This window comes from Moraxella sp. (assembly GCF_024227015.1).
Classification (GTDB): Bacteria; Pseudomonadota; Gammaproteobacteria; order Pseudomonadales; family Moraxellaceae; genus Moraxella.
Genome location: NZ_JAAELD010000051.1, coordinates 1 through 13305 on the forward strand (window position 1 = coordinate 1; position 13305 = coordinate 13305).

Here is a 13305-nt window from a genome sequence, read left to right on the forward strand (position 1 = left end):
AACGCCATCGCAATGGGGTAAATTGCCGCAAAGCCAAGCGAGCGCATGTAGACGCCATACGCCATGCCCAAAAACAAAAAGCCCGATAAAATAGGCAGGCTCTGAATAAAGGCGAATTTAATGGTGGGCTTTAGGTGTTGCATTGGCTATAAGCTAAAAGTTATGAATAATCAAAAATGGCAAACCGCTATTATAAATTAAAACCATTCAATTGCAACCAAATGCCCATAAAAATGCAAATTTAATCCATGAATCAAAAGCGCTATTAGGGCAAGTTGGTGGCTATATTTAGCGTAATTAACTTTCATGATGGCGGTTACTGTTGTTGGTAAATTAACGTCTTTTTTATATTGATTTATGCTACAATATCATGAAATTTATGTTGAATTTTGGAGTATGTTCATGACTGACGCGACCAATAAAAAAATCCCTCATGTATTGATGATTCTAGATGGTGTGGGGCATCGCACTGACCCACGAGATAATGCGGTTCTGGCGGCGAATACGCCTAATCTGGACAAACTAACCGCGACTTGCCCCAATGGTCTGATCTCTGGCTCTGGCATGGATGTGGGTCTGCCTGATGGTCAGTTTGGTAATTCCGAAGTGGGTCACATGAACCTAGGTGCAGGGCGCATCTTGTTCCAAGATTCAACTCGTATCATGAATGACATTAATACGGGTGATTTTTTTAAGAATGAAGCTTTAGTCAGTGCGGTCAAAGCTGCCAATGAAGCAGAAGGCGCGGTACATATTCTGGGTCTGCTGTCTGATGGTGGCGTCCATGCGCACATCGATCACATGAAGGCAGCTGTACGCATGGCATTGGAGCAGGGTGCACTACAGGTATTCGTGCATGGATTCATGGATGGACGTGACACACCGCCGAAGTCAGCCGAGGCTTATGTGGCAGATTTTGAAGCGTTCTTGGAAGACATCAGCGGTCAATACGATGGTGAGGCGAAGATTGCCAGTATGATCGGTCGATTCTTCGCGATGGATCGTGATAAGCGTTGGGATCGTGTTCAAGCTGCTTACGAGCTTCTCACCCAAGCCAATGCTTTGCGTGAAGCAAGCACTGCCATCGACGCTGTAAAACAAGCTTATGCAGCGGACGAGACGGATGAATTCATCCAGGCGACCATCATCGATGATAACGGCATTATCTGTGATAATGATGCGGTGATTTTCATGAATTTCCGTGCAGATCGCGCTCGTGAAATCAGCCAAGCATTTGTCAATGATGACTTTGATGGTTTTGAGCGCAAAGTGGCGCCAGAGTTATCCGCCTATGTCATGCTGACCAAATATTCAGATGAACTAGAAAACAACCCAAAAACAACCATCGCCTACTATCCAACTAGTTTGACCAATACTTTGGGTGAATACCTACAAAACAACGGCAAAACCCAACTTCGCATCGCTGAAACTGAAAAATACGCACATGTAACGTTCTTCTTTAGTGGTGGTCGTGAAGAGCTATATGATGGCGAAAAGCGCATCTTGGTGAATAGCCCTGACGTGAAGACCTATGATCTAAAGCCTGAAATGAGTGCTTATGAGGTTACTGATAAATTAAGAGCAGCCATTGAGTCAGGTGAATTTGACGTACTCATCATTAACTACGCCAATGGCGACATGGTGGGGCATACAGGCGTATTCGAGGCAGCTGTGAAAGCTGTTGAGGCGGTCGATGAGTGTATTGGTGTGATCGCTGATAGTGTACAAAAGATGGGTGGGCATTTGCTGGTTACCGCCGATCATGGCAACTGCGAGCAGATGCAAGACTATGAAAGTGGGCAAGTGCACACACAGCATACCACCGAGCTTGTGCCGTTCATTTATGTGGGCGATAAAAAGGTGAGTGTACGTGAAGGTGGTAAACTGTGCGACGTATCACCGACGATCCTGCATTTGATGGGCATGCCAAAGCCTAGCGAAATGACAGGCGAGAGCCTATTAATCGAAGGCTGAACATTCACGAGGGTCTCATGAAAAAGCTGCCAATATTAACGTTGCTCTCTATGATGATGGTTGTGCCATTATCATCGATCGCACAGGATGAATTACCTGATTCCGTACCTGTGCTATCTGAGCCTAATGTACAAACTGATGATGTCCAGGGTGATAGTCCAGAGATTGATTTGGGTGTGCTAGACAGTCAGCCAAATGTTCTACATGGCATCGACGGGCTGCATCAAGGACGTGTGCCATTAAATGCGATCTCGCCAAATACATTAAAGACTTTCGTGTCGGTGGTGGATTTGGTGCGTCGTGAATACCCTGACCGTAAGAATGATGATGAGCTTTTTTATCATGCTATTAACGGCATGCTGACTAAGGTGGATAGTCATGCTGAGTTTTTGGATGTCGAAGCATTTAATAATCTTCAGTCATTCACCACAGGTAATGTTGGCGATGTTGGCATCACAGCGGTATGGCAGGAGCGTGCAGGGCGTTGGGTGGTTACCAAGGTTGAGGCAGAATCTAGCGCGACCAAAGCAGGCATTGCTATTGGTGATTATCTGTATCAGATCGGCGATGTCCGCCTGACAGGCAGCCAAACCCAAAACGATGTTGCGCAGCTTTTAAGTGGCATTCTTAATACTAAAGTGGACGTCACCTTCTCCAAAGCAGGTCGGTCAAAACTAACCAAAACCCTTGAGCGTACCCACAGCACGCAGTCAAACATTGAGATTCTGGTGCGTGACGGCATCGTGATCGTTAAGCTGCCCGTATTTCAAACCAACACACGCCAGCAGATCTTAAATGGTGTCTCATCAGCAGGGATACCCGTACAAGGGATGATCATCGATGTGCGTAATAATCCGGGCGGTGTGCTGGATTCGGCGGTAGATGTGGCTTCGCTTTTTATGCGTAATGAGATCGTCACTCAAGTCGAAGGGCGTCATGGCATTGAGCGTGTCATGCATACATCAGGTTCCCCGCTGCTTGATGAGATTCCGCTACTCATCCTGCAAAATCGATATTCTGCCTCTGCCGCTGAAGTATTGGCTAGTGGATTACAGACTCAAGGTCGTGCACTGATATTGGGTGAAGCCAGTTATGGCAAAGGTTCGGTGCAGTCTATTATTCCAATTGGTGATAATCAGGCGGTAAAACTAACCACAGCGCATTACATAACCGCCACGGGTGAGAAGATTGATAAAATCGGTGTTAAGCCCGATGTTACATTCCCTCAGGTCGATCATCAAGATGGGTTGATTGATGAGTGGCTGGAGCGCGCTTTGGCCATCATGCAAGAGGGTAAGCTTGCCACAGGGGTTGAGTTTGCGCCTGTTGGTGGATTTTAAGGGTTTAATAAAACACGCGCCGATCATTGGCGCGTTTTTTTGGATTTAAATAAAGCGAATGACTTCATCAAAATCAAGACGAGCTTTTGGTAGAGTCTGATTAAAATCATCATCACTGGCATAACCTAAGGTAACGACCACAGAAGCGTTTAGATTTTGGCTATTTAAATTCAAAGCATCATTTAAAAGGTTTTGATCAAATCCGCCAATTGGCGTCGCTTGAACGCCTGCCAATTCAGCAACAAGCAGCAAATACCCAAGCGCGATGAAGGTCTGCTGCTCAGCCCATTGTGATAGCTTGGCAGGTGTCTTGGCGTATTCGCTAAGATAGTTTTGGCATAAGTTTTGGCGTGCGGTTTTGCTGTCTGGCGTTCTAAATCTGCCTGCACGTGATTCTGCATCTAGCACCTTATCTAAATGATCGTCATCAAGCTGTGTGCGAGTACATAGGATGATGGTGTGCGAGGCGTTCAATACTTTTGGTGCATTATGTGCATCTGAGCCAGTCATGCTGCTTGCGGTGATGGCTTTGGTATCATCATTGGCGGCCACTAAGAATTGCCAAGGCTGAATATTGATGGAAGATGGCGCAAGGCGTAACGCTTGTAGGATGTGATCCAAAGTAGCATCGTCGATTCGCTTGGTCGGATCGTAAGCTTTGCAAGTGTAGCGTGATTGTACGATGGAGAGGTTGCTCATGAGTGTTGCCTTATTGTGTTATTTGGATGAATGTGGTGTGGCGGAGATCTTGCCATCATGAAATTCAATTTGCAAGTCTTTATTGGCGTCTATCTTGGCAGAAGATGACACAATGCGACCTTCTTGATGAATAAGTGCATAGCCTTTATTCAGAGTTCTGGCGGGGTGCTGAATCATAATTAGGCTTTGTAGATGACGACAGTAGTTCTTTAGGTGGTTTAGTTTATCCTTGATATTGCGATGGCTATCAAGCAGGGCGCTGGCATGAGTCTTGGCATGATTGACCTGCTTGGTGGCGTTTACTTGCACGGCATGATAAAGTGTATTGGCATGGGTTTTTTGCTTATCTAAGCGATGATTGGCGATGAGTTTGGTGCGATTCATCTCATGGCGACTGTCTTTTTTGGCAAGAAATACCAGCTTGGTGGCGGATGATTGGATGCTTTGCATTGAATTGGCGCTATTATTCTTGGCATGCATGAGCTGTCTTTGGCTTAATGCTTGAATCTTTTGCATGGCGATTTTAGCGTCTTGGGTGATGCTGATTAGCTGACGTTCAATGGCGCCAATAACCTTAGATGGTGTGTCAAATCGCGTATGCGCCACTTCATCGATCAGTACCTTATCTCGCTCATGACCGATGCCCACCCAGACAGGTACGGGCTGTTCAGCGATAAGGGCTGCCAGCTCATAATCATTAAGATATGCCAAATCGCCTACCGCGCCACCACCGCGGATGACCACAAGTAGGTCTGGCAGGTGCTGATGAGTGTCGATGAACTGACGCATGCCGTGTGTGATGGCGATGCGAATCTCATTGGGTGCGTGATTGCCCTGAAAAGTCGCATGATGATAATGAAACTGACAAGCGCCCGCTGCCGCCAATCGATCGGCTTCTGCGCGAAAGTCCCCCAAGCCTGCGGCATTCTCTGGCGCGATAACGACCACATGGCGAATGTCGAAGGGAACGGGTAGGGCTTTATTTAATTGGGTTAGACCTTCATCGTGCAGGCGTTTTAGCATGGCGTTATAAGCTGCCGCCAATTCGCCCAAAGTATAATTCGGATCGATGTCGCTGATGTTGATGCTAAAGCCGTACTGCGCATGGAAGCTGGCCGATGCCTTAATCAGGACACTTGCGCCGGCTTCTAGAGCACGCCCCGTACTTTGGTGGAATTTAGAAAGCACGCTTGATGCTCGGTAGCGCCACAGAGTTGCCCGACAGCTGGCGATGATTTGCCCATCGTCATTCTCTTCTGCCAATTCAAAATAATAATGCCCGCCTTTGGATGACATGGAGCGTATCTCGGCGTGAATCCATACCTCGTGATCAAAAGTATCACTGATGACTAGCTTAACGGCTTCTAGGTAATCACTCAGCGCCAGTTGCACTCCTTGTAGCTGTGTTTGGGTGTCGTTTTGAGCCTGTAAATCGCTGAGTTCAGCGGCAATTTTAGCGTGTAATTCATCGACGTCTTGGCTGGGCTCGTATAGATTTTCGACCAATTCTGCGATGCGTTTGGCTTGTTGATTCATGATTATTAGAATAATTAAAAATCATCACTATATCACAGTCTCTCCATGAATAAAACTGCCACCACAGGATTTTGGGTGCGATTATTTATTAGTACAAATGCATAAAAAAGCGATATTTATCATATTTATTAATATTAAAACAACAATTTCCCATTTGCTTTTCAATGGGCGTTAATGTAATTTATAAGAGCGTACGACCGTACTTTTGTTATGGTGTAGCGTTTTAGTTTTTAAAATTATCATTCAAACAATCATGGAAAATATATGAACAACCTAACGATTGATCAATCGCGCATTGATGCCATCGCTCGAATAGCCACCGCTAAGAGTAGTGAGAGCGAGGCATTGCTGACGAAGTTTATCCACATTTATTATCAATATCTGCATCATGATGTCGCTAAGAGCATTAGCGATGCTGATCTTGCGGGCATGGCGTTGCATCATTTTAGCCTATTAAAAAATCACAACGGTCAAAGCCCGAGGCTGGCAGTCATTAACCCTGTAAGTGATGAGCATTATTTTTCAAGTAAAAAAAGTGTGATTCAGATGGCGGCGTTTGACCGTCCATTCTTGACCGATACCATGCTCATGAGCCTTGAGAAAAAAGGCGTGGCGGTGCATCGTATTTATACCAATATCGTCAAAGTGGTTCGCGATACTTCAGGCGCCATCGTCGATGTGATCGGTGCTGATGAGAGTGATGCCAATATCTCACAGCAGTATTCGTTATTCCACTGCGAGATCGCTCGTCAAGACGTGGAGAAACTTGCCGAGATTCATGATGCGCTACTTGCCAAGATCAATACATTAGATGTCATCGTCGCTGACTGGTCACAGATGCGCGATAAATTAAACAGCATCCGCCAAGAGATGGCGAGCGTACCTGTGCCGACCGAATATAATTCAAAAGAAGAAGTGTTAGATTTCTTGGAGTGGGTGGGTGATGAGAACTTTATTTTTATGGGCTTTCGCGAATACCGATTCGATGGACTTGGTGAGGATGCCGAGCTGTACTCAGTCGGCGGCAGTGGATTGGGTGTTCTAAGGGGTCTATCGGAAGATTCACTGTCTCAGAGCTTTCATCGCCTGCCGCGTGAATTAAAGGGAATGCTGAGCCTGCCGCGTGCGATTTTATTATCAAAATCACGCCATGAATCACCTGTGCATCGTCCTGTGTATATGGATTTTTTAGGTATTCATAAATATGATGAACAAGGTAAGCTGATTGGCGAATATCGATTTGTTGGTCTTTTGACATCGCGTGCGTATCAGACGCGAGTGAGGAACATCCCACTACTGCGCGAGAAAGCCAACCAGATCCTTGAGCTGTCAGGCTTCGCTAAGAACAGCCATAACTACTTTAAGCTGGCTCATATCGTCAATACACTACCGCGCGATGATCTATTTCAAGCGGGCATCGATGAGTTGTACCCGATGGTGACTGCGATCAGTCAGCTTCAGGATAAGAACCGCCTGCGTCTGTTCACGCGTATCGACCATTATCAGCGCTTCGTGTCTTGCCTGGTATATATCCCGCGTCACAAGTTCGACACCGAGCTTCGCATTAAAATTCAAAACCTACTAACCCAAGCCTTTGGCGGTGAATCATCCAACTTCACCACAGAATTTAATGAGCTGCATCACGCGCGCGTACACATTCATGTGCGCACCATTCCTGGCAAGGTGAAGCCTGTCGATACCGCGCTGCTAGAAGACAAGCTTGGCGCGCTCATGCAAGACTGGTCTGACGAGTATGCGCGTGCATTAAGTGAAGAGCTGGGCGAAAGCGAGGCGAACCGCATCATCAGTAATTATGGCGACTCTGTACCTGCTGCCTATAAGGAGCGCTATGATGCTAACACGGCCGTGGCTGACACCAAGCGCCTGCTGACCATCAGTAGCCAAGAGCCGATGGCTTGGCGACTGTATCAGCCCGTTGGCGAAAGCGCTGACAAGCTCACGTTGAAACTATATGGTCAAGGTGAGCCGTCTATCTTGTCACACGTGCTACCTATCTTGGAGAATTTTGGTGTGCTGGTGCTGAACGCGGATTCATTCAAGTTTGATAACACGCATGGCGCTTGGATTCAAGAATATCAGCTGAAACTGCGCGACGGTATTAGTGTGGACCTAAATGCGGTACGCACTCAGTTTGAAGACAGTTTGCGCGAGATTTGGCAGGGTAAGATTGAATCAGATAAGCTGAACGAGTTAATCTTAACCACCAATCTAGACGCATACGACGTGGTGCTGCTACGTGCGTTATCGCGCTACATCGTGCAGGCGCGCGCACCATTTTCTAATGAATACATCCATGCAACCTTGGTGAATAATCCACAATTGGCAAGCCTAATTGTATCGCTATTCCACGCCAAAATGGCGCCAGATGTGGACAATCGTGACAGTGCAGTTCAAAGCGCCAAAGATGCCATCGATGCTCAGCTGGCCAATGTAAGCAGTCTTGATGAAGATCGCATCATTCGCTGGTTCCTAGATTTGATTCAGGCATTGCTACGCACCAGTCATTATCAAGTAGATGAAGAAGGCAATCGCAAAGATAGAGTTTCCTTTAAATTTGCCGCAAGTCAAATCCCACACCTACCTAAGCCCAAGCCGATGTTTGAGATTTATGTATACTCTCCGCGCATCGAAGGTGTGCATCTGCGTGGCGGCAAAGTGGCGCGTGGCGGCTTAAGATGGTCTGACCGCATGGAAGATTATCGCACCGAAGTGCTAGGGTTGGTAAAAGCGCAAATGGTCAAAAATGCCGTCATCGTACCTGTCGGCTCAAAAGGTGGCTTTGTGTGTAAAGATCGCAGCAAGGCGGGTAATCGCGAAACGTGGCAAGCTGAAGGTATGGCGTGCTATAAGACGTTCATCCGCGGACTGCTTGATCTGACGGATAATTTGGTCGATGGTAAGGTCATACCACCAAGCAATACTGTTCGCCATGACGAGGATGATCCTTATCTGGTGGTTGCTGCTGATAAAGGCACGGCGACGTTCTCTGACATCGCTAACGGGCTGTCGGCCGAATATGGCTTTTGGCTACAAGATGCCTTTGCCTCTGGTGGTTCGGCAGGCTACGACCATAAAGGCATGGGCATCACCGCTCGTGGCGCATGGGAGAGCGTGAAGCGTCATTTCCGCTTGATGGGCAGAGACATTCAGACTCGCGATGCGTTCACCGCGGTGGGTATTGGTGATATGTCAGGCGACGTATTTGGTAATGGCATGCTGCTGTCGAATAACACGCGCCTGCTAGCCGCCTTCAACCATCTGCACATCTTTATTGATCCTAATCCAGATGCCAAGATTTCATTTACTGAGCGTGAGCGCCTATTCAATATGCCGCGCTCTATGTGGACAGATTATGATGCCAAGCTCATCAGTGAAGGCGGTGGCGTGTTTAACCGCACAGATAAATCAATCGCCATCACGCCACAGATGAAGGCTGCTTTTGATATTACAGAAGATAGCCTAACCCCGAATGAGCTACTTAATAAGCTTCTAAAAGCACCTGTGGATCTGATCTGGAATGGTGGTATCGGCACGTATATTAAGTCATCTGATGAAGAGCATAGCGATGTGGGTGATCGTGCCAATGACGCGATTCGTGTCAATGGTAATGAGGTGCGAGCCAAGGTCGTCGGCGAAGGTGGTAACCTAGGCTGCACCCAAAAAGGCCGTATTGAATACGCCCAAAACGGTGGTCGCATCTATACCGATGCCATCGATAACTCAGCGGGTGTGAACTGCTCCGACCATGAAGTGAATATCAAGATTCTACTGGGTGCGGTCGTTGAGCAAGATGAGATGACCATCAAACAGCGCAATACATTGCTTGAGAGCATGACCGATGAAGTGGCTCAATTGGTGCTTCGCCAGAACTACCTACAACCACAAGCGATCGAGTTATCTGCTCGCGAAGCCACAACTCGACTGCCAGAACATCATCAATTCATGCAGTTCCTTGAGAATGCGGGTCGCTTGGATCGCGCCATCGAATACCTGCCAACTGATGAGGCGATCAAAGAGCGCCAAGCTTCAGCCCAAGGGTTGACCAATCCAGAGTTTGCCATTCTGTTGGCCTATGGCAAGATGTGGGTGTATGATGAGATGCTTGATAGTGACTTAGCGAACGATGCTTATTTCTTAAATGAACTCAAAAAATACTTCCCAGATGCACTGGATGAGCCGTATTTTGATGAGATGGTAAAACATCGCCTGCATCGAGAAATCATCAGCACCTACCTAACCAACGGCTTGGTAAATAGACTTGGCATTGAGACGGTGTTCGATATTTATCGTAAGACTGATCGTTCTATCGCAGATATTACACGCGCTTATGCGGTGGTTCGCGATGTCTTTGGGGTGCAGATGCTTTGGAATGAGATCGAGGCTTTGGATAATCAAATCTCAGCCGAGCTACAGCTTGATATCGAGATTCAGATTCGTCGCAGTCTTCAGTCTGCCATCATCTCGCTGCTTAATGCCAATGACGACCTTGATGTGGCGACATTGGTAGGTCAGCATCTAGATGCGACTGATGGCGTCGATGTATCTTATCAGTCTGAGCTTGAAGGTCAAGGTGTTCCGATAGCATCGGCAGCACTCTTTGCCAGACTGCCTGCACAGGTGGCAGCCATGAAGTAAGCAGCCCAACTCTGCAATAAACAAAAATCAGGATGTACAGACATCCTGATTTTTTAATTGGTATAAATTAATTGCTTAAGGTTTGGATGCTTCCAATCCTGCTATGATTTGGGATTTATACTCGTGCAATAATGGCAGTAGCACATCCACCACCCAAGCTCGGCGATAACCTTTTAAGCCATCAGACAGCTGGTCAATGGGGTGATCATAAGCTGTCATCAACAGAAGCTCATGAATCCAACGACCGCGAAGCAGTAGATTCTCAGGTACATTGATGGCGTGACTATGATCATGAGCTGCTTTATCTAGGGCTTTTTTGAAGGTTTTTTCTTTGCTCTTATAAACAGGTGGCGGCAATGGCGGTAAGCTGTCAGCTGATTGTGCTTTTACCATGCGTATGATACGTATGATTTCATCGCCGTATTTACGTAGTGAGCCACGATTGATGGTGGTTCTGGCTAATAATTTGATGCTGTCAGGCAGCGTCTCTATGATCTCACGCATGGCCTGCTTATTAATGATAAAAGTGCGCGGCTCATTTGTGGCTCGTGCTAGGGCTTCTCGCCACATGACGAGTTGTTTTAGCGCGCCGATTTGTAGGCGATTGTATTCGGGTGCGGTAAAATCAAGGTATAGCACCTCATCGCTGATATTGGCGGTATGATGCAGCTCTTTGGCGTATAGGTTGCTGTCTTCTACGACATAGTCGAGCACTTGATTTTGTGCTAATTTATTTTGCACCGCTTCATAAAGTGCCAACAAATAACGCACGTCATTCGCCGCATACATCTCTTGGGTGGGACTTAATGGGCGTGCCAGCCAATCCGATTGACTCTCGCCTTTATCCAAATCAATGCCCAAAATCTCGGAAACCGCTTGGCTATAGCCTGCTTGAAGCTTGCCTGTCAGATATGCCACTCCGATTTGTACATCAAAAATATTCGTCAAAGGGGCATTCTTGGCAAGTAAATAAAAAATCCCTAAGTCCTCACCGCAGGCATACCACACCATCGTGGGCACTTCGATCAATGCCTGCCAAAACTCTGTCAAATCTAGGCGCGGCGCATCCACCAGATAAATGGCGCGTCCGGTATTGACCTGAACAAGGGCTAAGATTGGGTAGTAGGTGGTGCGTTTGATGAATTCGGTATCAAGCGCGACGACATCAACAGAATCAATCTCGTCGATAAGCTCATACAATTCATCTTCGGTGCGTACCCATACGGTAGGCAGGTCATCTAAGGCATTAAAATCAACGTCATTGGCGCGAAAGAAGTCAAAACGTTCATCATCAGTAAGGGTGGTTGTCATAAGTGTATCAAATAAAAGCGCGATTTTGGAGGGCTTGGTGGAGGGTTAGGCTATCGACATATTCCAATTCGCCGCCCATGGGTATGCCTTGGGCAAGACGGGTGATTTTTTTGACGTGAGGGCGCGCTGCATCTGTGATAAAAAACGCAGTGGTCTGACCTTCAACGGTTGCACCTGTGGCCAGTATCAGCTCTTCAATGGTTTCGTTCTTGAGGCGAAAAATCAGCTCGTCAATGTGTAGATCATCTGCGCCAATGCCATCAATGGGCGATAAATGCCCACCCAGCACAAAATACTTACCACGATAGGCGCCACTTTGTTCAATCGCTATCACGTCCGACGCGCTCTCAACCACGCACAGAAGGGCATCATCTCGACGCGAATCGGCGCAGATGGGGCAAATTTCATCATCGCTGAATGAATGGCAGTGGCGACACTCTATGATGTCGCGCATGGCAATATCAAGCGCTGCGGCGAGATTGATGCCCTGTAGGCGTTTTTTGGAAAGCAGCTGCAAAGCCATGCGCTGTGCTGATTTTTGACCGACGCCAGGCAGTACTTGCAGCTCTTTTACCAATTGATCAAATTTTGGGGTGAGCATATCAGCCGAACAGACCTTGCATGCCTTTTGGTAGTCCCATACCAGTGGTCGCGCCCGCCATGACTTCTTCAGACAGCTCGTCAGCTTGGCGAACAGCATCGTTGATCGCCGCTGCAACCAGATCTTCAATCATGTCAGGCTCATCATCCATTAGGCTAGGATCGATGCTGATGCGCTTGACCACATGGCGACCTGTCATGGTAACTTTAACCAGTCCGTTACCTGATTCGCTGTGTACTTCTTTGATGGCAAGGCTTGCTTTGGCAGCTTCAACATTTTTTTCAACTTGCTTTTGCATGGCTTGAGCTTGTTGCATTAGGGCTTGGATATTCATGATTATTCCTAATTTTTAATGATTAAAACAAAGAAAATTTGGCTAATTATAGCATATTTTGGCATAAAAAATCCAAGCAGAACAATGTTGTGCTTGGATTTTAATGATGATTACAATGTAATTACAATTTACATGCACCGCCTGCACAGACATCATCGATGTCGCTTTGGCTGTCGTCTGCACCGTCACGGGTGTTGTGATAGTATAGAGTTTTTACACCAAATTTATAGGCGGTCAGTAGGTCTTGGATTAGTACTTTCATCGGTACTTTATTACCTTCAAACTTAGAAGGGTCATAGTTGGTGTTGGCAGAGATGCTTTGGTCGATGAATTTTTGCATGATGCCAACAAGGCGTAGATAGCCGTTATTATCAGGCATTTGCCACAGCAATTCATACTGATCAGCCAGTGATTCGATGTCAGGCACGACTTGCTTTAAGATACCATCTTTTGATTGCTTGATAGACACAAGGCCTCGAGGCGGCTCAATGCCGTTGGTTGCGTTGGCAATCTGAGAGCTGGTCTCAGATGGCATGAGTGCAGACAATGTGGAGTTACGTAATCCATGTGCCTTGATGTCAGCGCGAAGGTTTTCCCAGTCAAGGTGTAGTGGCTCGTTGCAGATGCCATCTAGGTCTGACTTGTAGGTGTCGATTGGTAGGATGCCTTGGCTGTAAGTGGTCTGATCAAACCATGGGCAAGCACCTTGCTCTTTGGCTAGCTTGTTAGAGGCTTTTAATAGATAATATTGCAACGCCTCAAAGGTGCGATGAGTCAAGCCAAGCGCTGCACTGTCTGAGTAGCGCGTACCATTCTTGGCAAGGTAATAGGCGTAGTTGATTACGCCAACGCCA

General features: G+C 47.0%; 8 protein-coding genes and 1 pseudogene. 3 read left to right on the forward strand and 6 right to left on the reverse strand.

The annotated features are described in order from the left end of the window. Positions 1–402: 402 nt before the first annotated feature. Together gpmI and GY683_RS00980 are read left to right on the forward strand one after the other, a co-directional pair. Positions 403–1974, forward strand: a complete 1572-nt coding sequence (gpmI, locus tag GY683_RS00975) for a 2,3-bisphosphoglycerate-independent phosphoglycerate mutase (RefSeq protein WP_297286973.1) — start codon at positions 403–405, stop codon at positions 1972–1974. Positions 1975–1991: 17 nt separating this feature from the next. Beyond that, positions 1992–3314, forward strand: coding sequence for a S41 family peptidase (locus GY683_RS00980; RefSeq protein ID WP_297286974.1), 1323 nt, complete (start codon positions 1992–1994; stop codon positions 3312–3314). Between the two features lie 45 nt (positions 3315–3359). Here the strand turns inward: GY683_RS00980 and nfsB are convergent, their stop codons facing one another. Together nfsB and xseA are read right to left on the reverse strand one after the other, a co-directional pair. Then, positions 3360–4013 carry an oxygen-insensitive NAD(P)H nitroreductase gene (nfsB, locus tag GY683_RS00985; RefSeq protein WP_297286975.1) on the reverse strand — a complete coding sequence of 218 codons (654 nt, stop codon included), beginning with the start codon at positions 4011–4013 and terminating at the stop codon, positions 3360–3362. Positions 4014–4031: 18 nt separating this feature from the next. Then, entirely contained in the window at positions 4032–5549 is a 1518-nt protein-coding gene (gene xseA, locus GY683_RS00990; RefSeq protein ID WP_297286976.1) for an exodeoxyribonuclease VII large subunit, read from the reverse strand. Positions 5550–5813: 264 nt separating this feature from the next. Here xseA and GY683_RS00995 point away from each other — a divergent pair, with 264 nt between their 5' ends. After that, on the forward strand, positions 5814–10205 hold the full coding sequence (locus tag GY683_RS00995; protein ID WP_297286977.1) for an NAD-glutamate dehydrogenase: 4392 nt from the start codon (positions 5814–5816) through the stop codon (positions 10203–10205). Between the two features lie 75 nt (positions 10206–10280). Here GY683_RS00995 and GY683_RS01000 read toward each other — a convergent pair whose 3' ends face one another. The 4 genes and pseudogenes from GY683_RS01000 to GY683_RS01015 form a co-directional block, all read right to left on the reverse strand. After that, positions 10281–11516 (reverse strand): HRDC domain-containing protein, encoded by a 1236-nt coding sequence (locus tag GY683_RS01000; protein WP_297286978.1) that lies wholly within the window; start codon positions 11514–11516, stop codon positions 10281–10283. A gap of 7 nt (positions 11517–11523) precedes the next feature. Next, positions 11524–12117 (reverse strand): recombination mediator RecR, encoded by a 594-nt coding sequence (gene recR / locus GY683_RS01005; RefSeq protein WP_297286979.1) that lies wholly within the window; start codon positions 12115–12117, stop codon positions 11524–11526. 1 nt (position 12118) lies between these two features. After that, complete coding sequence (locus tag GY683_RS01010) at positions 12119–12451, reverse strand: YbaB/EbfC family nucleoid-associated protein (RefSeq protein ID WP_297286980.1); 333 nt, start codon at positions 12449–12451, stop codon at positions 12119–12121. Between the two features lie 121 nt (positions 12452–12572). Next, positions 12573–13305: pseudogene (locus GY683_RS01015) on the reverse strand (ribonucleotide-diphosphate reductase subunit alpha); the annotation flags it as partial.